At 47.8% G+C, this 25,223-nt stretch carries 23 protein-coding genes and 2 tRNA genes; all 25 read right to left on the reverse strand.

Annotated features, from left to right (window positions below; translation table 11 throughout):
- Positions 1-352 precede the first annotated feature (352 nt).
- The 25 genes from OKX56_RS10810 to rpsU all read right to left on the reverse strand — a co-directional run bounded on the left by OKX56_RS10810 (position 353) and on the right by rpsU (position 24,966).
- The gene (locus OKX56_RS10810) at positions 353-1,504 is read right to left on the reverse strand and encodes a Nif3-like dinuclear metal center hexameric protein (RefSeq protein ID WP_019225728.1); all 1,152 of its coding nucleotides are present in this window, start codon (positions 1,502-1,504) and stop codon (positions 353-355) included.
- Positions 1,489-2,352 (reverse strand): tRNA (adenine(22)-N(1))-methyltransferase, encoded by an 864-nt coding sequence (locus OKX56_RS10815; RefSeq protein ID WP_242837019.1) that lies wholly within the window; start codon positions 2,350-2,352, stop codon positions 1,489-1,491. The genes OKX56_RS10810 and OKX56_RS10815 overlap by 16 nt, the downstream gene beginning before the upstream one ends.
- A 66-nt stretch (positions 2,353-2,418) precedes the next feature.
- Positions 2,419-2,493: transfer RNA gene (locus OKX56_RS10820), tRNA-Ile, on the reverse strand.
- An 8-nt stretch (positions 2,494-2,501) separates the two neighbouring features.
- Positions 2,502-2,576: transfer RNA gene (locus tag OKX56_RS10825), tRNA-Asn, on the reverse strand.
- 161 nt (positions 2,577-2,737) lie between these two features.
- Positions 2,738-3,898: an RNA polymerase sigma factor RpoD gene (gene rpoD / locus OKX56_RS10830; protein ID WP_015044571.1), complete on the reverse strand. Its 1,161-nt coding sequence runs from the start codon at positions 3,896-3,898 to the stop codon at positions 2,738-2,740.
- Entirely contained in the window at positions 3,885-5,720 is a 1,836-nt protein-coding gene (dnaG, locus tag OKX56_RS10835; RefSeq protein ID WP_019225730.1) for a DNA primase, read from the reverse strand. The genes rpoD and dnaG overlap by 14 nt, the downstream gene beginning before the upstream one ends.
- 126 nt (positions 5,721-5,846) lie before the next feature.
- Positions 5,847-6,836 (reverse strand): deoxyguanosinetriphosphate triphosphohydrolase, encoded by a 990-nt coding sequence (locus OKX56_RS10840; RefSeq protein WP_019225731.1) that lies wholly within the window; start codon positions 6,834-6,836, stop codon positions 5,847-5,849.
- Positions 6,837-7,313: 477 nt separating this feature from the next.
- Positions 7,314-9,977, reverse strand: coding sequence for a pyruvate, phosphate dikinase (gene ppdK, locus OKX56_RS10845; protein ID WP_025205227.1), 2,664 nt, complete (start codon positions 9,975-9,977; stop codon positions 7,314-7,316).
- Positions 9,970-10,800: a pyruvate, water dikinase regulatory protein gene (locus OKX56_RS10850; RefSeq protein WP_019225733.1), complete on the reverse strand. Its 831-nt coding sequence runs from the start codon at positions 10,798-10,800 to the stop codon at positions 9,970-9,972. Before OKX56_RS10850 ends, ppdK begins: the two co-directional genes overlap by 8 nt.
- Before the next feature lie 24 nt (positions 10,801-10,824).
- The gene (ccpN, locus tag OKX56_RS10855; RefSeq protein WP_068883577.1) at positions 10,825-11,487 is read right to left on the reverse strand and encodes a transcriptional regulator CcpN; all 663 of its coding nucleotides are present in this window, start codon (positions 11,485-11,487) and stop codon (positions 10,825-10,827) included.
- Between the two features lie 277 nt (positions 11,488-11,764).
- Entirely contained in the window at positions 11,765-13,837 is a 2,073-nt protein-coding gene (gene glyS, locus OKX56_RS10860) for a glycine--tRNA ligase subunit beta (RefSeq protein ID WP_025205224.1), read from the reverse strand.
- Positions 13,838-13,839: 2 nt separating this feature from the next.
- A complete protein-coding gene (gene glyQ, locus OKX56_RS10865; RefSeq protein ID WP_015044578.1) occupies positions 13,840-14,718 on the reverse strand; it encodes a glycine--tRNA ligase subunit alpha in 879 nt (292 codons plus the stop codon).
- Positions 14,719-14,823: 105 nt separating this feature from the next.
- The gene (locus OKX56_RS10870) at positions 14,824-14,946 is read right to left on the reverse strand and encodes a hypothetical protein (RefSeq protein ID WP_282432014.1); all 123 of its coding nucleotides are present in this window, start codon (positions 14,944-14,946) and stop codon (positions 14,824-14,826) included.
- A 116-nt stretch (positions 14,947-15,062) separates the two neighbouring features.
- Positions 15,063-15,806: a DNA repair protein RecO gene (recO, locus tag OKX56_RS10875; protein WP_025205222.1), complete on the reverse strand. Its 744-nt coding sequence runs from the start codon at positions 15,804-15,806 to the stop codon at positions 15,063-15,065.
- A gap of 129 nt (positions 15,807-15,935) precedes the next feature.
- Positions 15,936-16,577, reverse strand: a complete 642-nt coding sequence (deoC, locus tag OKX56_RS10880) for a deoxyribose-phosphate aldolase (RefSeq protein ID WP_025205221.1) — start codon at positions 16,575-16,577, stop codon at positions 15,936-15,938.
- A 96-nt stretch (positions 16,578-16,673) separates the two neighbouring features.
- Entirely contained in the window at positions 16,674-17,591 is a 918-nt protein-coding gene (era, locus tag OKX56_RS10885; protein ID WP_025205220.1) for a GTPase Era, read from the reverse strand.
- A 96-nt stretch (positions 17,592-17,687) separates the two neighbouring features.
- Positions 17,688-18,113 (reverse strand): cytidine deaminase, encoded by a 426-nt coding sequence (locus tag OKX56_RS10890; RefSeq protein WP_019225739.1) that lies wholly within the window; start codon positions 18,111-18,113, stop codon positions 17,688-17,690.
- A gap of 232 nt (positions 18,114-18,345) precedes the next feature.
- Positions 18,346-18,711: a diacylglycerol kinase family protein gene (locus OKX56_RS10895; RefSeq protein ID WP_019225740.1), complete on the reverse strand. Its 366-nt coding sequence runs from the start codon at positions 18,709-18,711 to the stop codon at positions 18,346-18,348.
- A gap of 15 nt (positions 18,712-18,726) precedes the next feature.
- On the reverse strand, positions 18,727-19,338 hold the full coding sequence (gene ybeY, locus OKX56_RS10900) for an rRNA maturation RNase YbeY (protein WP_019225741.1): 612 nt from the start codon (positions 19,336-19,338) through the stop codon (positions 18,727-18,729).
- Positions 19,339-19,347: 9 nt separating this feature from the next.
- Positions 19,348-21,603, reverse strand: coding sequence for an HD family phosphohydrolase (locus OKX56_RS10905; protein WP_019225742.1), 2,256 nt, complete (start codon positions 21,601-21,603; stop codon positions 19,348-19,350).
- A gap of 6 nt (positions 21,604-21,609) precedes the next feature.
- Positions 21,610-22,590, reverse strand: a complete 981-nt coding sequence (locus OKX56_RS10910; RefSeq protein WP_019225743.1) for a PhoH family protein — start codon at positions 22,588-22,590, stop codon at positions 21,610-21,612.
- Positions 22,591-22,622: 32 nt separating this feature from the next.
- Positions 22,623-23,825, reverse strand: coding sequence for a sporulation protein YqfD (gene yqfD, locus OKX56_RS10915; protein ID WP_019225744.1), 1,203 nt, complete (start codon positions 23,823-23,825; stop codon positions 22,623-22,625).
- 2 nt (positions 23,826-23,827) lie between these two features.
- Positions 23,828-24,100, reverse strand: coding sequence for a YabP/YqfC family sporulation protein (locus OKX56_RS10920; RefSeq protein ID WP_019225745.1), 273 nt, complete (start codon positions 24,098-24,100; stop codon positions 23,828-23,830).
- Positions 24,101-24,318: 218 nt separating this feature from the next.
- Positions 24,319-24,774, reverse strand: a complete 456-nt coding sequence (locus OKX56_RS10925; RefSeq protein ID WP_015044590.1) for a GatB/YqeY domain-containing protein — start codon at positions 24,772-24,774, stop codon at positions 24,319-24,321.
- 15 nt (positions 24,775-24,789) lie between these two features.
- Complete coding sequence (gene rpsU, locus OKX56_RS10930; RefSeq protein WP_015044591.1) at positions 24,790-24,966, reverse strand: 30S ribosomal protein S21; 177 nt, start codon at positions 24,964-24,966, stop codon at positions 24,790-24,792.
- Between the last annotated feature and the right edge of the window lie 257 nt (positions 24,967-25,223).

Here is a 25,223-nt window from a genome sequence, read left to right on the forward strand (position 1 = left end):
AAATAATTCTTAAGCGTATCTAAAGTAAATCGCCGTAATCAATTTGTTGCCTATTTCATATAGCGTATATCAGGAATTCAATGATTTGTTTCGACATTAGTTGCTTCGACAAATTACGGCGTAATCACAGTATATCATTCCAAAAACAAAATTCAAGCTACAATTTATAACACTATAATCAAATTTTCCCTATAATTTTGTAATTATTTTAATTCTTAGTTATGCACAAGTTGTGAACAAATTGTGCATAACTTTTGAGTTCTTATGATCATCCGCCCAAAAATAACCAGGACGCTATTGGAACCAACTATAGATTTATCTTTCAGACAATTCAGTCATGTTGATAACTTTATCAACGCTTCAACCACGGTATTTTGCTCGCCGCGCTGATAACCACTTCTACGTCATCCATTGTTCGATCGGCTCTAATATAATCGTAAAGTGCATGGATCATTGGGATTTCGCTAAGAAAATGCCCGAGCTCACCGACGGCCATACCTGATTCGAGACAATCCAGCACGTTATGGTAGCCGATCTCTCCTGTGATATATAAATCAGCACCCTTAAAGGCAGCCTTCGCCACAAAACTGCTTCCGCTGCCATTTAAAATGGCAATTTTTTTGATCTTTCTGTCAGGATCTCCTGCCAATCGCACTGAAGAACAGTCATGGCCATACTTCTCCGTAAGCTGCTTCAGAAATCCTTCCCACAAATCGGCTAGTCTGACAGGTTTCAGTAATGTTCCGATCACCCCGTATCCTCTGGGTTTCCCGGTATTTCGGAGTGGTATCAGGTCGTAAGCGGGTTCTTCATACGGATGTGCCTTATGCAAAGCCTTAATCGCCCTGCCAAGGCTGCGCTCTTCGACAATGCTCTCGAGCCGGATCTCGGGTACTCTGGTCAGCTCTCCAACTTTTCCTATAGTTGGCTCGGCTCCGTCCAGCGCCCGGAACATGCCTTCACCGTTTGTCTGGAAGAAACATTCGCTGTAGGCATCACTGTGCTCGCCATCGGTAATTCCACTGCCGACGCCTTCGGCGGTCAGAGCCTTCCGGATGGTCTCGACGTGTTCTTCCGGAACAAAAGTGACGATCTTAATCAGTTTCTCAGCAGAGGTGGTTTCCAGGAACTCTTTTTTCTGCAGTCCGAGCATTTCCGCAAACGTCAGGCTCGATGACAAATACGACTGATCCAGATTCGTGTGGGCAGCATAATATGAGATCCCATTGCGGAAAAGCGATAGGGGGGCCAAGGCCGCCTGGTTGTCCATACGGAGATTCTTCAGCGGTTTAAACAGCAGCGGGTGGTGGGAAACAATCAGTTCAGCTTTTTCCGAAACAGCTTCTTCGACGGCTTCCATGGTTCCGTCCAGCGTCAGTAAAATCTTATTGACGCGCTGGGCGCTGCTGCCGACCAGGAGTCCGGGATTGTCCCAGTCTTCTGCCCAGGAACGCGGCGCTATCTTTTCGATGAGTTGTTCAACCTGGCCTACTGATACAGCCATCTTTTTATTACCTCCATCATGGCGATTTCCTGCCTCATCTGTTCTGCTCTCTGGGAAACTGCAGCCCTGTTTGTGCGCATCATTTCCAGAACGACTCTTCTGAGATTGCTCGTGGTGTCGGCAATGATGTCGTTTAACCGGGGTTCTTTGCGTTCGATGATCAGCGGTCCGAGCTGCCAGATGAAATTACGCAGCGTCTGTTCCAGATCCTTTGCTGCTTCCAACGCAGGCACTCCGGTACAGTCCGCGGCAATATCCTGAATGACCTGCTTCATCCGCTGTTCGACTTCCTCTCTATCCAGACCTTCTGAGCGGGACAGGCAAATGACGGTATACAGCCTGCCGTCTTCTTCTGTCAGACATTCTTCGCTCAGCCTCCAACCCTCAGAAAGCAGTTCGAATCTGACCCTGTTTTCTGCGCCCTGCGGCTGAAGGATCAATGTCTGAACACTCTGCAGTACGTCCGGCTTCGTGGCGAGTATTTCGAGGATCGTCACGCCGCCCATACCGGCAATGACCAATGTATCGACTTCTCCCGACTCCAGCGGAATCAGTCCGTCTCCGTGCCGGATCTGGATGTTGTCCTGTAATCCATAGGCTTTAACATTTTCGACAGCAGATTCATAAGGCCCTCTGTGGACATCTACCCCGACAGCCTGGCAAATCACTCCGGCCTGTACCAGATAGACAGGCAGATAGGCGTGGTCCGTACCGATATCCCCGATTCTGGCGCCGGCGGGCACCAGTGACGCAATTGTCTCCAGGCGGGAGCCAAGCTTTATGGCCGTTTTATTTTCCAGTTTATTATCTTGCTGTTCTGAAACCATTGTATTCCTCAATGTTATCATCCCTATAACAATAAACTCCGGCTTGCACCAGAGTTTTGTTTTTGATTTCAAATTCATTATTTTTGGTGGTGGGCCCACCTGGGATCGAACCAGGGACCAACCGGTTATGAGCCGGCCGCTCTACCGCTGAGCTATAGGCCCAAAAAATATGGCTCCCCGAGCTGGATTCGAACCAGCAACCTATCGGTTAACAGCCGATTGCTCTACCGTTGAGCTATCGAGGAAAGCCTGCGACGTTTATTATACGGAATTATTGCGCGATGGTCAAGCATGTTTTATCAATTTTATCTTGCGTTATCTGGATTCATCTCAACTTTTCTTAATCCTTTTTAGTCTTATTTATTGTCTTTAGCATAACAAGAATTTTTTAAGAAAATCCTGATTTTTAGTCTAAATAATCCTTCAATTTTTTGCTGCGGCTTGGATGGCGGAGCTTGCGCAGCGCCTTGGCCTCGATCTGCCTGATTCTTTCTCTGGTTACGCCGAATTCCTGGCCGACTTCCTCCAAAGTCCTGGTGCGTCCGTCATCGAGTCCGAAACGCAGTCTGAGGACTTTCTCTTCTCTTGGGGTGAGCGTCTCAAGGACCTCTTCAAGCTGTTCCTTGAGCAGGATGAATGACGCGGCTTCAGAGGGAGCCGGAGCATCCTCGTCGGGAATAAAATCTCCGAGGTGGGAATCTTCCTCTTCCCCGATCGGTGTTTCCAAAGAAACAGGTTCCTGAGCGATCTTTAAGATCTCCCGCACACGTTCTTCCGGTATCTCCATGACCTTGGCTGTTTCATCCGGGGTTGGATCGCGGCCCAGTTCCTGCAGGAGCTGTCTGTTGACCCGGATCAGTTTATTAATCGTTTCGACCATATGAACCGGTATGCGGATCGTTCTGGCCTGGTCGGCGATCGCGCGCGTGATGGCCTGTCTGATCCACCAGGTTGCATACGTACTGAATTTAAAGCCTTTGCGGTAATCAAATTTTTCCACAGCTTTAATCAGACCAAGATTGCCCTCTTGGATCAGGTCCAGGAAAAGCATGCCGCGGCCCACATAGCGCTTGGCAATACTGACCACCAGACGCAGGTTTGCTTCCGCCAGACGGCGCTTGGCCATTTCATCCCCGGCCTCCATCTTGAGAGCCAGTTCAATCTCATCTTCCGCTGTCAGCAAAGGAACCCGGCCGATCTCCTTCAGGTACATCCTGACGGGATCGTCGATCCCCACACCTTCAGGAATGGAAAGGTCAATGTCTGTTTCATTAGCGATCTCGTCGGCAAGATCTTTTGTTTCTTTGTCGATAACCACTTCGACGCTGTCGTCAACAACATCAATACCGAGCCCGCTCAGCTGGTCATAGATCTCCTCAATCTGGTCCTCAGAAAGGTCGACCTTCTGCAAAGCATTGGCAATCTCATCATAGGTAAGATTACCCTTGGTTTTGCCCAGCTCAATTAAAGTCGAGACATTTTCCTTTTTCATTTCATCTACGGTCACGGAATTCTCCCCTTCCAGCGGATAATTCGCAACAAATTGTTTCTTATTATTTCTCGCCACGTTTCAACCGCTCTCCTATCTCCTGGAGCAGGACAAGCGCCCCAGTCATATCTCCAGTTTTTTCCAGCAAAATCATTTTGGCCTGCAAATCTTCGATCGTCTCTTTCTTCTTTGTCTCCTTAATCAAAGCAATGCAGTCCTTAAGGAGCATATCGGCTTTATCGAAATCGATGGACAATTCATATATTTCGGCAAGACGCCTTTGAACCTTCTCATACCAGCTGTCATCATTGATAAGATTCAAACTGTTTTCCGGGAAATTCTCGAAGATATATCTATGTTCCTGCAGCCTCCAAAATTCCTTATCCAGGTTGTCGGCTACTTGATTTTTATAATTGGGATTCTCCAGGATGATTCTGAGAATGGTCTGTTCGGCCCGGAAAACTCCTAAATGGACATAAGATTCGTTAGAACTGTCAATGTCCGTCCCTTCTATAGTATTTCTTTTTTTTACAGAAATATCCTGTTGTTGCGAAAAAATTTCGGAATTACCCCTGTTTCCTCTGGTTTTCTTCGTCAAGCTGTCGATCTCGTGCTGAACTGCTTCGAGCGTGAGACCGAGCTCCAGACTTAGATATCTTTCATATCCTTCTTTCTCAACTACGCTTGAAACTTTAAGGATATCGGGAGCAAGCTTTCTGATCAGCTCTGCTTTATCCGGTATGGTCCGCAGGGGGGTGTCCCGGATCAGCATTTTATATTTAAACTCGATGAAAGTAATGGTATTTTCGAGTTTCTTGCGGAATTCAGCGACGGTGTGCTTTTTCAGGAATTCATCAGGATCCTTGGCATCCTCGAGCAGCAGCACCTGAATGTTCAGGCCTTCATCAAGAAGGATCTCACCGGCGCGCAGGGCTGCCTGAATCCCTGCCTTATCCGAGTCATAGCCGATTACGATCTTGCCTGAATATTTTTTAAGCAGCCTGGACTGATCCTTAGTCAGGGCGGTTCCGAGTGAGGCGACAGCATTTGTGAAGCCTGCTCTCTGCGCTGCGATTGTATCCATATACCCTTCAAGGAGTAAAGAATACCCTGCCTCCCTGATTCCCCGGGAAGCCAGATGAATGCCGTAAAGATTGCGTCCTTTATGAAAAAATTTTGTTTCCGGTGAATTCAGATATTTAGGTGTAGAATCATCGAGCACCCTTCCGCCAAAAGCAATCGGAGCCCCTTTGACATCGAGGATAGTATAAATCACCCTGTTGCGGAACCTGTCGTAATAACTGATTTCCTGCTCACTGGTTTCCCTACGGACAGCGAGCCCGAATTCAGCCAGTTCTTCCGGTGCGACTCCTTTGTCTGCAAGCTCCCTGATCAAGCCATCCCACCTGTCCGGCGCAAACCCAAGACGGAAATCCCGGATGACTTCGGGGCCAATCCCTCTGTGTTCAAAGTAAGCCAGTCCATCCTGTCCTTCGGGACGATGCAGAAGCACGTCGTGGTAGTAGCAGGCAGCCCACTCATGAATCTCCCGCCAGCGGCTGCGCTGGGCTTCGTTCTTCCTTTCCTCCGAAGAAAGCTCTCTTTCCGGCAGCGCCATCCCATACTTCCCGGCTACCTTCTTCAAAGCTTCGATGAAGGCTAAGCCTTCTTTCTTCATCAGGAAAGAAAAAACATTTCCGCCGGTGTGGCAGCCAAAACAGTAGAACATCTGACGATCGGGATTTACATTGAAACTCGGTGTCTTTTCAGAATGAAACGGACAAAGCCCTTGATAGTTTTTGCCCGTACGTTTCAGCACCACATGTTCAGAGATAATTTCAACAATGTCAGCTTGGCGGCGTACTTCTTCGATAAAATCCTCAGATATTTTATAATCCATACCAGCACGCCCTTCATGGATTTACGTTTTTCTGACAAGTCTTTATCTTTTTCGATAAACTTTTTATTTTTCCTTCTTATTTTGAGACAATTTTTTGCACTTTTTGTTTAGTACTTTATCTCCCTGCTACTCTTTAGGAATAAAAAGATGTTTGAAGATGCTGATGGCATAGTTGTCTGTCAGACCCGCAACATAGTCAGTGATGGCTTGTTTCAGATCTCCCCCTGTCCATCTCAGATAATCTTCAGGCAGAATTTCCGGGTGATGCAGGTAGTAATCGAAAAGAATTCCCAAAATCAATCGGCTTTTGCTTCGTTCCTCCTGCAGTGAGCTGCTGTAGTATACTCTCTCAAACATGAAGTCGCGGAATTCTTTCATGATTGCGGAGATTTCTGCGGACTGACAAATCGTGTCCTTGCCTTCGGAAGCCTGAATCATATCGAGGACCATGGTCGTGATCATTTCGCTGGTGCTGGAGCCGATCTCTTTTCTGATCGTGGCCGGAAGGTCGTTCACGGACAGAATCTCAGCGCGCAAAGCATCGTCAAAATCGTGGCAGAGATAGGCAATCCTGTCTCCAATCCTTACAATCTGCCCCTCCAATGTATTGGGCATCCCAGGACCGGTATGGTGTAGAATTCCGTCCAGAACCTGCTCCGTGAGGTTTAGGCCCTCGCCGTTTCCGGTAAGGACAGTGTAGATTCTGACCGACTGTTCATTGTGTTCAAAATGGCCGATCAGGGAGGCCAGCGTTTCTTCTCCGACGTGTCCAAAAGGTGTATGACCGACATCGTGACCCAGGGAAATTGCCTCAATCAGATCTTCGTTTAAGCTCAGCGCCCGGCCGATAGTCCGGCAGATCTGTGCGACTTCCAGGCTGTGCGTCATCCTGGTTCGATAGTGATCTCCGACAGGAGCAATATAGACCTGCGTTTTGTGTTTCAGACGGCGAAAAGGCTTGCTGTGCAAAATCCTGTCCCTGTCTCGTTGAAACCTGGTTCGAACGCTGCATTCGACTTCTTCTCTCGTTCTCCTTGCTTCGGCACTTTTCGCTGCCAGAGGCGAGAGCCGCTGAAATTCATGTTCCTCCGTTCTTAACCTGATCGACTGGGACATCTACAACCACCTTCTTCACAAGAATCAAAAGGGATCAGACGCGAAAACAAAAGAAATAGCACCTGAGGCCACAATTCCGCCACTTTCTGGCGGAATAAGCTAAGACTTTGTACTTCGTCTTTTATTTTTCACAAAAAACCTTCAGACGTTCTTTCAATTCTTTAACTGTTTAATTCAACATTAAGTTTAAAAATCCTGCTTAAAGTATTAAATTGTATCATAAAATAAAATATTTACAAAATACTGCAAAAGTCATCTTTCACGTTAAATTGTCAGTTAACTGCGCTCTGGGGCTGATTGCTTACCACATTACGTAAAGACATTATAGTGACAAGACCTCTCAATATTCGGGTAGGTAGGTCTGGGTACCACAATACAGCCTACAACTACAACCACCCAAACAAAAAAAAATGACGCCTCAATGTTATTGATGACGTCATTCCCATTGGTCTAGGTTTTGATATCGTGCAGTGCCGCTTAAGCCCGATTCTTTAAGGCAGCCTGAGCAGCGCCTAGGCGGGCAATTGGTACGCGGAAGGGTGAACAGGAGACATAGTCCAGGTTGATTTCCTGGCAAAATTCGATTGAGGAAGGATCTCCGCCGTGTTCACCGCAGATTCCGATTTTGATGCCCGGATTTGCTTTACGTCCGAGATCGACGCAGATCTTCATGATCCTGCCAACGCCGTCCCGGTCTAAGACTGCAAATGGGTTATTGGCCAAGATATTCTGGTTCAAATAGTCGGGCAGGAATTTGCCTTCAGCGTCGTCACGGGAGAAGCCTAAAACAGTCTGGGTAAGGTCATTGGTTCCAAACGAGAAGAACTCGGCAAACGGTGCAATTTCGTCTGCGGTAAGCGCCGCTCTCGGCACTTCGATCATCGTTCCGATTTGGTAGTTGATCTTGACGCCTTCGGTTTTGATGATTTCCTGAGCGATTTCCTCGGTTTGCTTGCGCAGAATTTCAAGTTCTTTATGATGAATGACAAGCGGGATCTTGACATGCGGACGCACGTCAACTCCTTCTTTCACGAGTCTAGCTGCAGCTTTAAAAATAGCTCTGGACTGCATCGCGTAGATTTCCGGATACGAGATTCCAAGACGGCAGCCGCGATGCCCGAGCATCGGATTCATCTCCTGGAGACCGCGGACTTTCTTCAGCAGAACCTCTTTATCCTTGATTTCCTTTTGGACTTTTTCATCCTGCAGGTTGGCCGTGAGTTTTAATTCCTGAATCTCGAGAGCAAGTTCTTCGCCATTTGGCAGGAATTCATGGAGAGGCGGATCCAGCAGACGGATCGTCACCGGCAGTCCGTGCATGGCCTTCAAAATGCCGTAGAAATCGCCTTCCTGCATCGGCAGAAGTTCAGCCAAGGCAGCTTCTCTTTCGGGAAGCGTCTGAGCCAGAATCATCTTCTGGACAATCGGGATACGGGCAGGATCCATAAACATGTGTTCCGTCCGGCAAAGTCCGATGCCCTGGGCGCCGAATTCTCTTGCTTTGGCAGCATCAGGCGGATTATCTGCATTGGCCATAACCTGAAGCTTTCTGATTCCATCAGACCACTCCAGAATTTTTTGGAATTCACCGCTTAAGTCAGGATCCTTCATCGGAACAGTTCCTCTGATGACCCTGCCTGTTGCGCCGTCGATCGTAATCTCGGTACCTTCGGGATAAGCATCATCGCCAATCATAAAGATCTTGTCGGCAAGGTTAATTTTCAATGCATCACAACCGCAGACTGCAGGTTTGCCCATATGTCTGGCTACAACAGCAGCGTGGCTGGTCATGCCTCCCCTGCTGGTCAGAATCCCTTGGGCTGCAAGCATGCCGTGAATATCGTCCGGGGTGGTTTCCGTACCAACGAGGATGACTTTTTCTCCGGCCTGACCAAGCTTTTCGGCTTCATCCGCACTGAAGATAATCTTGCCGGAAGCTGCTCCCGGTGAGGCAGGCAGTCCTGTCGCTACAACATCGAGCTTCGCGGCATCATCGATTCTGCGGTGCAGCAGTTTTTCCAGCTGATGCGGATCAATTCTCTCAACTGCTTCTTCCTTGGTGATGAGGCCTTCCTGACAAAGTTCAACAGCAATGCGGATTGCAGCAGAAATCGTACATTTTCCGTTACGGGTCTGGAGTATGTAGAGTCTGCCTTTCTCAATCGTGAACTCGATATCCTGCATGTTTTTATAATGGTTTTCCAGATTCTTGGCGATCTCGCTGAATTGGCGGTAAATTTCCGGATTGTCATTTTGCAGGCTGTCAATCGAAAGTGGTGTACGGATGCCTGCAACGACATCTTCACCCTGGGCATTCATCAAATATTCCCCATACAAGTGTTTTTCACCGGTTGACGGGTTCCGGGTAAAGGCCACGCCCGTACCGGAGTCATTACCCATGTTGCCAAATACCATCGACTGGACGTTGACGGCGGTGCCGTAGCTGTCCGGAATACCATTGGCTTTCCGGTACACGATCGCCCGGTGGTTGTTCCAGGATTTGAAAACGGCGGTGATCGCTTCCTTAAGCTGTTCATACGGATCATCAGGGAATGGTACACCGGTCTCCTGCTTAACAAGCGCTTTAAACTTGACCACAAGTCCTTTCAGGCTTTCCGGAGAAAGCTCGGAATCGAACGTCACACCCTGCTTTTCTTTGACTTCTTCCAAGATATTCTCAAATTTGTGGCTGGCAATTCCAAGTACGACATCGCCAAACATCTGGATAAAGCGTCTGTAGCAGTCAAAAGCAAATCTCTCATTGCCTGTTGCCTTGCTGACGCCGCTGGCTGTTCCTTCGTTCAAACCGAGGTTCAGGATTGTATCCATCATCCCAGGCATGGAAACCCTCGCACCGGAACGGACCGAAACCAGAAGCGGATTTTCGGGATCGCCAAATCTCTTGCCGCTTGCCCTCTCGACATCCTGGATCGCGGGAAGGATCTGTTCCCATAATCCTCCGGGCAGCTGCTCGCCGCAGTCATAGTATTCGAGGCAGGCTTCCGTGGTAATCGTAAAGCCTTGCGGGACATTCAGTCCGATGTTGGTCATTTCAGCCAGGTTTGCTCCCTTGCCTCCAAGAAGGTTTTTCATGTCGGCACTGCCTTCACGAAACAAGTACACATATTTTTTGTCAACCATCTTTTCTCAACTCCCCGTTTATTGTTACTTTCTGCAGAATCACACTTGCGGTTTCTTCGACCGCTTTATTGGTGGTATCTATGATTACACAGCCAATCTTTTTCATGATCTGTTTGGCATAGTCGAGCTCTTCCATAATCCTGTTCAGATTGGCATAATCGGCAGATGCTCCAAGTCCCAGCGTTTTCAGCCGTTCACTGCGTATTTGGTTCAGTTTTTCCGGGCTTAAGATCAACCCGAAGACTTTATTCCGGGGAACTTCATACAGTTCCCGGGGCGGTGTCACTTCCGGCACCAGCGGGATATTCGCAGCCTTAATCCCTTTATGGGCAAGGTACATGCTTAGCGGTGTTTTTGAGGTCCGGGACACGCCTATTAGGACGACATCAGCATACAGCAGTCCTCGCGGGTCCTTGCCATCGTCATATTTAACTGCAAACTCCACAGCCTCTACCTTCCGAAAGTACTGTTCATCCAGTCGGTGCGTAACATTGGGTATATTTTTGGGATCAAGTCCGGTTTTATCAGCCAATGCCGAAATCAGCGGACTCAAAATATCGATGGTGATCAGATTTTTTTCCTTGGCCCGTCGTTCTATGTAGAGCCTCAAATTTGTCAGGACCAGCGTGTAAACGAGAATTGCCTGTTCCTCTACCGCTTCTTCCAGGATGTCATCAATATGCGTTTCGTCCAGAACATAAGGCACCCGGCGAATTTTTGTCTTTATTCCGTTAAACTGTGCTGCTGCCGCTCTGCTGACAAACTCTGCCGTCTCTCCCAGCGCATCGGAAATTACATAAATTACCGGGATTTGATCGGTCACCAAAACACCCCCTCGCTTTCTCCTCTAAAACCACTTTGCGGTATTTGGAAATTTATCCTGGCCCAGTTCTACAAACAGGCTGGTTACATTGGTCTTTGTAAATCTGCCAACTACCTCAAAACTTTCGCGACCTCCCTCATTGATATAGCTTTCGACGACCGGAAGCGTATCAATTTGGTGCTGTACCAGCTTTCTGGCGGCCTCGAGTACGGATTCATCGGATGCAGCCATGATAATATTCGGCATCCTGGTCATGATGACACTGATCGGCATCCCGTGCAGATCCATATTGCCAAGTGAAGCCTTCAGGATATCCTTGCGGGAAACCATCCCCTTAAGCTCACGTTCATCATTAATCACGATCAGGCTGCCGACATTGTTGGTAAACATGGATACGACTGCATCGTAAATCGAGACGCTCTCCTTGACCGCAGCTGCAATTGATTTGAAATCACCGACTCTGAGCTGCCTGAACCTTTGGGCGATAGGTGAAGGTCCCGCATTTCCATTATAAAAATAGCCGACTCGGGGACGCGCCTCCAATACACCCGCCATGGTCAGAATTGTCAGATCAGGTCTTAACGTCGCCCTGTTCAAATTCAGCTGACTGGCTATTTGTTCTCCCGTCATCGGGCTGGATTTTTTCACAAGTTCGAGGATCTTCTCCTGGCGCTCGGAAAGCTGCATTTTTCTCACCCTCCGGAAAATAGAAACTAAAGCTCAAATATCGTAGCACATTGATGGTAATCCAATGATATAGTATGTCATATTTCTATATTATATAACATATTCAAAAAAAGGAAAGCCTTATCATTAAAAAAGAAAAACAAAAAATACATTAAAAATACATTTTAGAAAAATATCCAAAATACCTCCAGAAATAATCTAAATCAACCCTCAGAAGAATCAGACATACAGAGACATACAGACGATCAATGTCATCCCTCTGAAAACGAGGGTGAACCTACGCAAGAAGTGTCAGGTCTCCGAGACAGCCCAGGGCTTCCACACAGCTCTTCAACAATCCCAGACGAGCATTTCTGAGCTCTTCATCTTCGACCATGATCATGACATCTTCAAACAGTTTTTCGATCAATGGTACGATCTCAGTAGCAAACGCGTAGGCTTTCCTGAAATCCGCATCGTTCACAGCCGTCCGAATCAGTGGAGCTTTTTCGTGCAAACATTCGGCGAGCGCCAGCTCCGAGCTTACTTGTAAATCGGAAACCTGCCATGCAGCGGCAGCTGCTTTCTTGCAGAGGTTCACGCAACGGACATAGGCGTTGCTGTAGGAGACAAAGTCAGCTTCATCCCTGACTTGGGCGAGTACTACGGCCTTTTTCATCAGATGAGCAGGCTTTTCTGTTTCGTGGGCCATGACAGCGTCAATCGTATCATAGCGCAGTCCGGATTCCTGGAGCAGGTAGCGGACCCTTTGGACGAAGAAGTCCAGAAGGGCCGGTCTGATCTTCTCCAGCGGTTCCAGCGTGATTCCCTGCACGGTGAATATACTGTAGGACTCTTCGATTAGCCGCAGAAGAGACAGGTCCAGTTCGTCTTGAACCATCAGTCCGACAATTCCAAGCGCCTGACGCCTTAGCGCATAGGGGTCCTGCGAACCGGTCGGCTGGATGCCGATCCCGAAAGAACCGACGATCGCATCAAGTTTATCAGCGAGACTGACCACTTTCCCGGTTACAGAGGAAGGGAACGCGTCTCCGGCATGACGCGGCCGGTAATGTTCAAGGATTCCAGCACAAACGGCCGGGGCTTCGCCATTGCTTCCGGCATAGTACGCACCCATGATTCCCTGAAGTTCAGGAAAATCGTAAACCATGTGCGACACAAGATCTGCTTTAGCCAGATAGGCCGTCCGGTCAACCAGTTCTGTTTCTTTTGTATCGAGACCCATTTCGTTCGCAATCGCAACAGCCAGTTTCTGAAGACGGGCGACCCTTTGTCCGACAGTACCAAGTTTCTCGTGATACACAACCCTGTCCAGTTTCGGAATCAGGGTATGCAGCGGACTTTTCAGATCTTCCCGGTAATAGAAAGCGGCATCTTCCAAACGGGCTTTGAGCACTTTCTTATTACCTTCTTTCACGATATCGAGTGAGGTTCTGTCGCCGTTCCGTACCGTAATAAAGTACGGCAGCAGCTTGCCGTCTTCCGCCTTGACCGGAAAATAACGCTGATGTTCCTTCATCGGCGTGGTGATGACTTCTCCCGGCAGGACCATATATTTGACATCGACTTCGCCCAGAAGAGCGGTCGGATATTCCACCAGATGGCAGATCTCAGTCAGCAGGTTCTCGTCCTGGTCGACTTTGCCGCCGACCTTAGCGGCCAACAGTTGGATCTGGCTCCAGATATTCTGTTTTCTTTTCTCCTGGTCAGCCAGCACAAAAACCGATTCCAGCGCATTCAGATATTCAGCCGGCTGAACAATCCGGATATAGCTGCCAAGCGTACGGTGTCCACGTGAGGTTCTTCCGGCCTGAATTCCGGCATAGCTGAAAGGGATTACCTCGTCGCCAAACAAGGAGATAAGCCAGCGGATCGGGCGTGCAAAACGGATCTCATAATCTCCCCAGCGCATCGGTTTCGGGAAGTTGAGGCTCGTAACAAGATTCAGCGAGACCTGTGACAGCAGCTTTTCGGTTTCTTCGCCTTTTTGGTATTTTACAACATACACATAGGGCACGCCATTGATTTCTTTCAAAAAAAAGTCTTCGGTCTTGACGCCCTGTCCGCGCGCAAATCCTTCAGCAGCTTTGGTCGGTTTGCCTTCAGCATCAAACGCTGCCTTCTGGGCAGGTCCTTTGACTTCCTCACTGATATCCTGCTGTTTCTCAGCCAGAGCTTCTACATAGAGCGCCAGGCGCCTCGGTGTCACATAGCACTGCAGATTCTTATACGCTAAACGCAGTTCCGCCAGCATTTTTCGGGCATTGTTCTCCAGCTGGGCCACTGCACCTGGTGCAAATTTGGCGGGCATTTCTTCCATGCCGATTTCCAGTAAAAAGTCCTTGCTCATTTTTATTCCCCCCTTTTTTTCAGTAAAGGAAACCCAAGTGTTTCCCTCTGGGTGACATAGGCCTGGGCACACAGACGGGCCAGGTGTCTTACTCTGGCAATGTACCCGGTTCTTTCCGTCACACTGATCGCCCCCCGGGCTTCCAGAAGGTTAAACGCGTGAGAGCATTTCAGTACATAATCGTAGGCCGGCACGACCAGGCCTGCCTGGACGGTCCGCTCTGATTCCTTCTCGTACATATCAAACCACTGCCGCAGCGCATCGATGTCAGCCACTTCAAAGTTGTAGCGTGAAAAATCAATTTCATTCTGCAGATAAATATCACCGTAGCTAATGTCTCCGACCCACTCAATATCAAAGACGCTGTCCTTGCCCTGAATAAAGGTCGCCAGTCTTTCTATCCCATACGTAATTTCTGCGCAGACGGGTTTGCAGTCAATGCCGCCGCACTGCTGAAAGTAGGTGAACTGCGTGACTTCCATGCCGTCCAGCCAAACTTCCCAACCAAGGCCCCAGGCCCCCAGTGTAGGGGATTCCCAGTTGTCTTCCACAAACCGGATATCATGGTCGGCCGGATTAATTCCGAGCCGCTCCAGGCTTTCCAAATAAAGCTCCTGAACATTATCCGGCGAAGGCTTCAGAATGACCTGGTACTGAAAATAGTGCTGTAGACGATTCGGGTTTTCACCGTATCTGCCGTCGGTCGGACGTCTGGACGGCTCCACATAAGCCACATTCCAGGGTTCCGGTCCCAGCGCCCGTAAAAAAGTGGCCGGGTTCATCGTTCCTGCACCTTTTTCAATATCATAGGGCTGAGCAATAATACATCCCTGCTCCCCCCAAAACTGGTTAAGGGCCAGAATAAGATCTTGAAATTTCATATGATTTCCTCCGTTCAAAAATAAAAACCCCCATCCATACAGCAAATAATTGCTGCAGGGACGAGAGTATTTCCCGCGGTTCCACCCTGCTTGATTCCAATATACTTACGTAACTTTGTCAGATAACTTGGAATCCTCTTTGAACCTGATCCGCTCCAGACTGCCCAACCTGTTTTCACCTGTCCGGCTCTCACCCTCCCGGACTCTCTTAGCGGCTATTGCAGGCATCTTTTCCATCTATGCGGACAAAATATTTTCATAAAAAGGAAGCTACTTATATGCAGTATAACCTTTATCTGAGATATTATATGCCAATAAAGCTTCACTGTCAATTCTTCCAGAACTCACTTGTTCCAGAACTCACTGCCTTGTCTCCAGGCTAGGAGTTTGCGTTCAAATTTCTGTTCACAGTAATGGCAAAGGCTTTCGAGGATTTCCTGCCGCATTTTTTTGTTCCAGCGCAGTCGATCAATCTTCACGAAATCGGCCTGGTACAGCTGGCGCATCAGGGCCAGGCTTCCCGGGTTCAGCGCTATGACGATCCGGTTGTTTTTACAGGCCGCACAAAGAAAACCTCCGGCCTCCGCACTTAAATAGACCTGCTCGCCGGAAAGGTCTCCGCCGCATTCGGTACAACCCTCCATTGACGGCAGATACCCCTGTAGGTGCATGAGCCTGAGCGCATAAGCGGCCTGAGCCATATACGGGTCAAGATGTTTGAGCAAAAAAAGAAAGCTTAAGGTAAGGGTGAACAGTTCCGGATCAGGCTGTTCCCTGACAGTAGAAATATCCAGCAGTTCGACCATTGCCGACGCAGTGATCGTCCGATCAAAATCGTCCCAGAGATGGATGAAGTTTTCTCGGGGCTGAGCCTGATTCACCGTATCCAGTGTTTTCCCCCTGTACAGCAAAAAATCGGCATACGTGAAAAGCTGCGTCCCGCCCCTCTGGGTGCTTTTGGGTTTCCGAACCCCCTTGGCCACAGCCTCCAGTTTTCCTTTTTCCCTTGAAAAAAGCGTGATAAGCCTGTCCGACTCACCATACTCCCTGCTGCGGATCACAATCGCATCCGCCTGATAGACTGCCATCTCCCAACATCATCCCCGGTCGTGTCTTTATTCCCTATTATATCTTCAATAGATGCTATCTATTTGGGTAGCATTCCTATTTATGTAATTTCTATTGACTAAACAGTTAATACATCTAAGAACTAAATACTACTGGATTATTACGATCCCGGAACTGGTTCCGAGTCTGTCGGCACCTGCTTTGATCAGTTCCAAGGCAAACTCTTTCGTCTTGATTCCGCCGGATGCTTTGACTTTAACACCAGGGCCTGCCCAGTTTTTCAGGTTCTTGACGTCTTCAACTGTTGCGCCACCAAAATAACCGGTCGATGTTTTGATATAGTCTGCTCCGGCTTCCCGGACAATCTCAGCTGCTTTTTGTTTTTCGTCCTCGTTTAAAAGCCCGGTTTCAATAATTATTTTTATTTTTAGACCGCAGCCCTGTGCCGTCTGAACCATCAAATTCACATCACGCTGTACGGCCTTCCAATCGCCGGATTTGGCTTTGCCGATGCACATCACGGCATCAACTTCCCGCGCACCATGGGCTTTTGCTGCCAGAATCTCCTGCATCTTTATTTCGATAAACGCAGCTCCAAGTGGAAAACCTATGACCGTGCACGGTATGACACTGGTTCCGTGCAGCAGGCGTGCGGCGGTACAAATATACACGGGATTTACACAAACGGAAGCAAAACCGTGTTTGACAGCCTCATGGCAAAGATCAACGATATCCTTCTCCGTCGCTTCAGGTTTCAGAAGCGTATGGTCAATTCTTCCGGCGATATTCATAAATCTACCTTCCCTTCAGCGTTCTTTTATACTTTCCCGTATCGCTAATATGCTAAGATACCCTATTTTTTGTAAACCTAATGTACCCCGCGACATTTATTCTTTCAGGTCCTTCAGATTATATCCCAGATCCCTGAGCTGGTTATTCTGGTTGCGCCAGTCCTTCTTGACTTTGACCCAAAGTTCAAGGAATACCTTGCTGCCAAGCAGCGTTTCAATTTCTTCCCGGGCGAGCCTTCCGACTTCTTTTAAGACATTTCCTTCCTTGCCAATCACAATTCCTTTCTGGGAATCACGCTCGACGAGGATCACAGCCTCTATCTTAATCAGGGATTTTTTCTCTTCCATCTTATCGACCACGACCGCGACGGAGTGCGGGACTTCTTCTCTGGTCAGGTTCATCAGCTTTTCTCTGATTAGTTCTGCAACGACAAACTTTTCCGGCTGGTCAATGACGACATCATCCGGAAAATACATTGGGCCAGGCAGAAGCGCTTCAAAAATCAGATCCATTAACTTTATGGTATTCTCGGACTGTAAAGCTGAAATTGGAACAATTTCTTTAAAATCTGCTATTTTGGCAAAGCCGGCTATTTTCTCCAGCAGCTGATCCTTGGAGATCAGGTCAATTTTATTTAAGGCCAAAATGCACGGGACTCCGCTGTCCTTAATGACCTGAAGCACGTATTCATCCCCCGATCCAAACGGTACAGAGGCATCGACGACGCATATCGCAAAATCGACGCCCTGCAAAGTGCTTTTGGCGGCCGCGACCATGTATTCACCCAGACGGTGCTTCGGTTTATGGATACCGGGCGTGTCAAAAAAGATGATCTGCCCGCGTTCTTCGGTAAGGATACACCGGATTCTGTTTCTGGTTGCCTGCGGCTTATCAGATATAATCAGCACTTTCTGACCCAAAAGCGTATTCAGCAAGGTCGATTTCCCCGCATTGGGCCGTCCGATCACCGCAACAAAACCCGATCGAAAACCTTTTTTATCCTGCTTGTTCAAATGCTTTACCTTCCTTGTATCATAAAGTCTCGTATCATAAAATTGTGTATCCTATCGTTATATATCCTATAGCTGTATAACATGTGGTCTCTTAACCTAAATGCTTTTTAAAAACTCCGGGCCAAACGAATCAGGAAGAAGATCCTTCAAACGGGTTTTCCTGATTTCTCCGCTGCCATTGCTGAGCAAAACAAGGCAATCCGATGCGAATTCCCGGATCACCTGTCGGCAGGCACCGCATGGGGACGGTATTTCCTCGAGCGGAACTGCGACAGCAACCGCTTTGATCCGCCTTTCCCCCAAACCGATCCCATGGAACACAGCATTACGTTCCGCACAGACAGTCAGGCCATAGGAAGCATTCTCGACATTGACACCGGAAGTAATTCTTCCGGATTCCCAGAGAACGGCGGCTCCAACCTTGTAGCAGGAGTAAGGGGCATAAGCATCTTCACAAGCCTGATGCGCCTGGCGAATCAGCTCCGCAGCCTGGTTGATGTCCAAAACCTGTTCGTTCTTCATCTCATTCCGCCCCCGTCTTAGATAATAACAACGCTACGACTTGCAGACTTCCTTAAACAATCTTAAGATCAGTCTGAGGGCTACAGTTCCGCTGTGAGCGGAGCATAGAGTGCAAAGCGCGGCCTTTTGACGGCCACGGATGGCCTAATGTCGCGGTGCCATGGAGGGCAAGGAGCGACAAGTCAAGGATGGCGCAACAGCCGAAAAGCGGTATTTGTCCCACAGGTCTACTCTAAAAAATATAAGATCCGAATATAATGATTCCGATAATCACGGCCTGTATGGCGGCAACCAGTACGGCACCGGAAGCAACATCCTTGCCGAGGCCGGCAAGGGGATGGTACCCGGGTTCAGCCAAATCAATCGCGCTTTCCAACGCGGTATTGAACAATTCCGCCACCAGAACGCTGCCAATGGCATAAATAATAAATAGCCAGTGAACGCCTGAAAGACGAAAGTAAGCGCTGGCCAAAACAACAACCGCAGCGACAAAAAAATGAAATCTGAGGTGTTTTTCTGTTCTCAGCGAGTAAGCAATCCCTTGCAAAGACCGTCTGCAGCTGCCAATAAAACCAGCAGGCTTATGGATATCCGGCATTATTCTTCCCCCTTGTCAGCGCAGCAGGCTCAGCTGATCCATAACCTGTTCCTCCAGACGCCTCATGACACTGGAATCCTCCTCACTGCCATGATCGTACCCCAGAAGGTGCAGTGTTCCGTGCACTGCCAGGTAAACAATCTCTCTGGCAAAGGAATGCCCATACGCAATGGCCTGAGAACGGGCTCTTTCGACAGAAATCACGATATCACCGAGAGTTGTATCGCAGTAGCTCAAATCATCGTCATCCTCTTCGTACTCCTCAAAATTATCTGCTTCGTATTCGTCGAGGTCTTGATCTTCTTCGTCGATAATTTCTTCGAGAGAATACTCAACCCGTTCTTTCTTATCTTTGTCCGACTGAGGACTAAAATAAATCTCCGGCTCTCCTTCCCCCTTTTCCCGAAGGGCAAAAGACAGGACGTCCGTGGGGCTGTCAATTCCGCGGTACGTCTTATTCAGGAGATGAATGGATTCATCATTGGTCAGGACAAGTCCGATCTCAGCGTCATCCTGGCCGCCTCCCTCAAGAAGCGCTTTCTGAATGCCCGTACGAAGCAGTTTTGCTATTTTATTTTGTTCATCTTCTGCAACAGAATCCTCTTCCCAACTGATATCTAGTTCCATTTTCTCCCCCTATTCGTGAGAATTATTTTTTTCAGACGGCGAACCAGGCTCGCTGTCCTGCTTAGCCGGAGACTCATTCTCTTTTTGCGTTTTGGGTTCCTCCTGTTTCTGATCAGTGCCCGCTTCCTCTGCCACTTTGGTCTTGGCGGACGGCAATTCAGGGTACTCGATCCTGGAATGGAATATTCCGCTTAGAACCTTAACAAAAGCTATAGATATCTTATCCAGATCCTTAAAGGTTAAGTCACATTGATCAAGCAGGCCCTCATCAAATTTCTCCTTAATAATCTTACGCACCAATCCTTCAATTTTTCCCGGCGAACTGTCCTTCTGGGAACGAACGGCTGCTTCAACATTATCCGCCAGAAGAACCAACGCCGCCTCTTTAGACTGGGGACGCTGCCCGTCATACCTGAAAGCTTCTTCCGAAATATCCGGATTCTCTTCGAGTGCTTTATGGTAAAAGAACGATGCCGTGCTGTCCCCGTGGTGCTGCGCAATAATATCCTGAATATTGGATGGAAGCTTATGCGCTTTGGCCATTTCTAGCCCGTCTTTGATATGGGAAATGATAATCAGCGAACTAAGCGTCGGGGCAATCTTCTCGTGGGGATTATCCTTGGAAAACTGGTTTTCTATAAAGAAGTACGGTCTTTTCAGCTTGCCGATATCATGATAGAGTGCGCCGACTCTGACCAGCACAGGGTCGGCTTTAATTTCCTCAGCGGCAGTTTCGGCTAGATTCCCGACCAGGACGCTGTGATGGTAGGTCCCTGGCGCTTCGATCAATAAGCTTTTCAATAGTGGCGCATTCGGGTTGGATAATTCCAACAGTCTTACAGCCGATGTAATGTTGAAGCCCTGTTCCAGCCAGGGCAAAATACCCATGGTAAGAACAGACGACAAAAATCCGTTGGCAACACTCAGTATGCAGCCGATCAGCCAATCGGTTGGGCTGATCTGAAGGATCAAGGCAACACCGCTTACAAGGGCAATGTTTACCAAAGCCACAAACAATCCTGCCCTGGCCAGCTCAGAACGGCGGTCCAGTTTGGCAACACCCTGTATACCGACAATACCGCTAAGCAAAGAAAATAAGGCTGCCAGCGAACCTGCTGCTCCCATATTCCCTGGATCTGCCATCATTCCGGTGAAAATAGCCAGAATGACGCCTACCAGAACTGCAATCTTAACGCCAAGCAGGAGTGTCACCGTCATCGTAACCCAGGCCGCAGGTATCAGGATAGCCGTCAAAGTATTTAATTCATTGTCCCCAAGACTGATCGCCATAAAGGCTTTACCCATGGCCAATGCAACAATCATGAGGAGTCCGATCAGCACCATCCTTTGCCAGTGGGTAAACGTGTCTGGACTGAACTGGTAGGCGAACAAAATCAAAATGATCATTGAAACCAAGACAATAATTGCAATTCCGGAAGCCGGCTTCCACGGAGATTTTACTTTGATCAATCCATACGCCTGCAAGGCCTGATAAACCTGATCATCAACAATTTCCCCCGGTCCGATAATTTTTTCATTTTCTCGATAGGTCCGGATGGATGGTTTAACGTCGGAAATGGCAATATCCTGCATTTTCTTTGTCGCTTCTTTATCAATGGTCAGTGTCGGTTTGATCACACACTGCTCGATAAATTCATTTATAAGTTCTTTCACAGGTTCAGTCATGCTAGATTTATTGATCTGTTCAATCATTCGGTCCTGCAAGAGTGATACTTCTGCCTGAGATCTCGCTCCGCTTTCGGCATTGCTTGCTATCCCAAGGATGACAACTGAACCAGTTCCAGAGGCAGTTACAATCTCGTGATCAGACAAATTCAGCAGCGCTCCAAGCGTGCTGTCCAATAATTCGCTGAAAGGGACTCTCTTGCGGAGCTCGTCCATTTTTTCAGTAAGACTGTCCTTAGAATCTTTCTGATCCGCCAGAATCTCGAATGTCCGATCCAAATCTTTTGACAAGTTGGAGATTTGACCGTCATCGGCCATATAAACAGGTTCGACCGCATTCGCTGCTGCTTTCTGTTCCTCCTGGAACTTGGCAAGATCCGTCACTTTCTTTTCATAAGGTGCCGTAATCAATTCCGGACTGGGTTCACCGGATTCAATATTTAATTTAGACTGAAAAAGATCCGAGGCCAATATCGCGGTTAAAAGAATAAAGAACAGCAGAAATAATGCTATCTGGTATTTTGTCATAGCATTCTTGGTCTCTTTAGGCAAAAGCATTGTTTTCAATTTTTTATTCAAGTCCCATCAATCCTTACCGGACTGCTTGTCCTCTTTTATATCTTGCGCATCGTAAGCGTGAATAATGCTTTGTACAAGCGGGTTACGTACAATATCGTCCAAAGTAAAGTAATGGAAGGAAATATCTCCGATACCTTTCAGGATATGTTGTACTTCAATCAGCCCTGAATAATTACCGCGGGGAAGGTCAACCTGGGTAATGTCGCCGGTAACCACTGCTTTCGAGGCAAACCCGAGTCTGGTCAAAAACATTTTCATTTGCTCCGGGGATGTATTTTGGGCCTCATCCAGAATAATAAAGGAATCGTCTAGCGTACGCCCGCGCATATAGGCCAGCGGAGCAATCTCAATCGTACCTTTCTCAATATACCGCGCGGTCGTTTCCGGTCCAAGAAGATCATAGAGCGCATCATAGAGCGGCCTGAGGTACGGATTGACCTTCTCCTGCAAATCCCCGGGCAAAAAACCGAGTTTTTCTCCGGCTTCCACCGCAGGCCGGGTGAGAACAATCCTGTTCACTTCTTTGGCCCTCAGCGCCTTGACCGCCATGACCACCGCCAGATAGGTCTTTCCTGTGCCGGCGGGTCCGATGCCAAAGACGAGTGAATCCTTAGCAATGGCTTTAACATACTTGGCCTGTCCGAGCGTCTTGGGTTTGATCGGACGCCCCCTTTGCGTCGTCGCGATGATATGGGTGAGGTTTTGAGCCATATCCTTCGCGCTGCCCTCTTCCACCTGGGAAACAACATAAGTTACATCTGCCAGGGTCAGTGTATTGCCTTTCCGAATTAAGTCCAGAAGCTGTTTGAGGACTGCTTCGGCAAGCTTGACCTGCTGTTCTTCGCCTGAAATCGTCATCTCTTCACTGCGAAAAACAATCTGACAGCCGAGACGTTCTTCCAGAAATCTTAAGTTGACGTCCTCGAGACCAAACAGGTTTAATGCTTCTTCTTTATCTTTCAGGTTGAGTTTTGATTCATTACGCAAATGTGAGTTCCTCCAAATGCAAAGATATTTGCTTATTTTTTATATACCGCTATATCTTCAAAGGTCTCAACTTCAACCCTGACATGTTCCGTTCCTTTTTGGGATGAAAGGATCCGGACCTTATCATGCAGTACTTTGACCCCTGAAGGCAGTTTTTGTTTCAATTCCTCCCTGGCCAGGGTCTCGGCAAGCTTCCTTGCTTCTGCTGCCGCACGGCTTACATGTACTTTTTGAGTTTCTTCATAATGTACTTTTAACAATTCGACAGGAAAACGCCAATTCCTCCAACTGGGCAATGCATATGTGCAGGTTTCTTGGATCGAATCGGAATAGGGGCTATCCTGATTCATTATCATTATTACACGATTATTTATTTTTATTCCCCAGCCATTGGTCCTATTTGCCGTCTTTTCCGTCCTATCCTCTTCCATGGGAATAATCTTATCCGCGCTGTACCAGACCTTTGCCCGGACAAACCCTTTGGCCGCCGGCGCATCGGTCGCGTTTTGTTTGGTTCTGTTCTGACCAGATACGTCAAAGCTGTATTCCGTCATTCCTCCTGCAGCCTTGATCAAAACCTGTCCGGCGGTAACCAGCTGTCCTTCAGCGATTAGCGCCTGCCCCTGAATGACGATCACATCTTCCACATAACCTGTTTTGGCTGCCAGGAGATCTCCCCGGAATAAAACGGTTTGCGGCAGGGTTTTTTCGACGACTCTGATTTTAATATTCGTTCCGCGCTCTTCCATCGTCATCCAGACCAGGTCAGGCATGCTCTCCTGAACTTGTTTGCTCATCTGATCAAGGTCAAGAGAACTTTTCAGCACCCATTTATTTAAGCCGGCTTTCCCGGCTTCGGCAATAATCTGATCCGCTGACACCCTGCTGTTTCCTTCCACACTAATGGAAAGCACATACTGAGAAAGAACCGTGAGTGCTGCAATGATGATAAAAACACCAAAAATCAGGCCCTTGCGTTTTTGCCAGCGTAGCGCTACAAACGGAAATCCGTACCTGTTCCGGATATTGATTTTGATTCCTGCTTTTTTGGCTGCCTTACGCAAACGCCTGAAATCTGCAGCATTGATTTCGGCCAAAAAGCTATCCGTCAATTTTTTTCCATTATAAAATTCAATCCTGTCTTTAAGCGCCTCATTAATAAATCCGGCTAAATTCTTACCCTGCGCTTGAATGGTTACCCTTCCGTGCAGGTACCTGCCAAATTTTCCGAACACCTTCAGCCCTCCCCAAAGCTTAGTCCGGTTAACCGGCCGCGGATATTGATCTCATGATCCTGCACAGTGGTAAGGATAAATTTATCTCCGTTAAGACAGAGTTTACCCTCGGAAGTCTGCAAAGTAATCTCCTGATCCGAAAATCCGACCACTTCATCAAAATATTCTATGATGATCTCACTGCGTCCGATAATGGTTATTTTAGGTCCGTTATTCAGGACATCCGTCGGAAATTCCAGGATCTCACCAGCATGTTTTTGAAGCCTTTTCAGCACGCTTACCACTCCCTTCATAGCATGTCTATGCATCAGGAGCAGAGAATAGTCCAAGCAGTTAGCGGGAGAACCAGAGGAACAAAGGAGAGCAAAGGAAAATAAAAGAGCAGATGCTCGCTCACTTTTAATATGATAGCTTAATGGACGCAAAATTTAACGCCAATTAAAACAAAAAAACTGCCGCTTATGTTTTAGCGGCAGTTTTTCACTACTCTTTTTTAGGAACCCAGGAGTCCTCTCACGACTTGATTCACAAGCTTCCCTTCGGCTCTTCCTTTTATCTTCGGCGTAATAATTCCCATGACTTTCCCCAGATCTTTGGGGCCTTGGGCACCGGTTTCAGCGATGATTTCTTTAGCTATTTCGCGGATTTCCCCTTCAGTGAGCTGCTGAGGTAAGTATTCCATTAGGATGGCGACTTCCTCTTCGAGCTCCTGAACTTTGTCGGGCCTGTTCGCGTTGGCAAACTGTTCCATCGCATCCCGCCGCATTTTTAACTCGCGGGCAAGAACCTCGATAACCTGATTATCATCGTTGAACTCCATTTTCTTGTCTATCTCAGCGTATTTGATGGCAGCCCGTACCATTCGGATAACAGAAAGTCTAACCTTCCCCTCCTCTTTGGCCTTCATAGCTGTCTTCATATCCTCAATCAGACGATCCTTCAGGGACAATTGGAGCCAACTCCCTTATTTGAATTTACGTTTCCGCGCAGCCTCAGATTTCTTTTTTCTCTTAACGCTTGGCTTCTCGTAATGCTCGTGTTTGCGAGCTTCCGATAATACCCCCGAACGTTGACAATTTCGCTTGAACCGGCGGAGTGCGGAATCCAGGGATTCATTTTTACCGACTCTGACTTCACTCATTTTTTATCCCTCCCTCCACTGGTAAATGATACGAAATAATTATAAAGGATGAATATGGACACGTCAAGCTGGAAGGAGCCTGCTTTTTTGGCATATCAAAACACAACTCAGTCCTAATCTGACGGTTTTTCCGGGTCTTTGACACTTGCATAAATATTAAAATCTTTGAAAGCCTTGAAAACAGGGCTTTTTTTGTTAGAAAATCGTCAAATTATTGCTATTTAGTATTGAGCAATTTGTGGTAATGTGTTATAATA

It is taken from the genome of Dehalobacter sp. (genome assembly GCF_030063005.1).
Taxonomy (GTDB): domain Bacteria; phylum Bacillota; class Desulfitobacteriia; order Desulfitobacteriales; family Syntrophobotulaceae; genus Dehalobacter; species Dehalobacter restrictus.

Coding starts and splice junctions, on each gene's coding strand:
- OKX56_RS10810 (WP_019225728.1), bottom strand. CDS start 1,504: ATGGCTGTATCAGTAGGCCAGGTTGAACAACTCATCGAAAAGATAGCG.
- OKX56_RS10815 (WP_242837019.1), bottom strand. CDS start 2,352: ATGATAACATTGAGGAATACAATGGTTTCAGAACAGCAAGATAATAAA.
- dnaG (WP_019225730.1), bottom strand. CDS start 5,720: ATGGATTATAAAATATCTGAGGATTTTATCGAAGAAGTACGCCGCCAA.
- OKX56_RS10840 (WP_019225731.1), bottom strand. CDS start 6,836: ATGTCCCAGTCGATCAGGTTAAGAACGGAGGAACATGAATTTCAGCGG.
- ppdK (WP_025205227.1), bottom strand. CDS start 9,977: ATGGTTGACAAAAAATATGTGTACTTGTTTCGTGAAGGCAGTGCCGAC.
- ccpN (WP_068883577.1), bottom strand. CDS start 11,487: ATGCAGCTTTCCGAGCGCCAGGAGAAGATCCTCGAACTTGTGAAAAAA.
- glyS (WP_025205224.1), bottom strand. CDS start 13,837: ATGAGCAAGGACTTTTTACTGGAAATCGGCATGGAAGAAATGCCCGCC.
- glyQ (WP_015044578.1), bottom strand. CDS start 14,718: ATGAAATTTCAAGATCTTATTCTGGCCCTTAACCAGTTTTGGGGGGAG.
- OKX56_RS10870 (WP_282432014.1), bottom strand. CDS start 14,946: ATGCCTGCAATAGCCGCTAAGAGAGTCCGGGAGGGTGAGAGCCGGACA.
- recO (WP_025205222.1), bottom strand. CDS start 15,806: ATGGCAGTCTATCAGGCGGATGCGATTGTGATCCGCAGCAGGGAGTAT.
- deoC (WP_025205221.1), bottom strand. CDS start 16,577: ATGAATATCGCCGGAAGAATTGACCATACGCTTCTGAAACCTGAAGCG.
- OKX56_RS10890 (WP_019225739.1), bottom strand. CDS start 18,113: ATGAAGAACGAACAGGTTTTGGACATCAACCAGGCTGCGGAGCTGATT.
- OKX56_RS10895 (WP_019225740.1), bottom strand. CDS start 18,711: ATGCCGGATATCCATAAGCCTGCTGGTTTTATTGGCAGCTGCAGACGG.
- ybeY (WP_019225741.1), bottom strand. CDS start 19,338: ATGGAACTAGATATCAGTTGGGAAGAGGATTCTGTTGCAGAAGATGAA.
- rpsU (WP_015044591.1), bottom strand. CDS start 24,966: ATGAGTGAAGTCAGAGTCGGTAAAAATGAATCCCTGGATTCCGCACTC.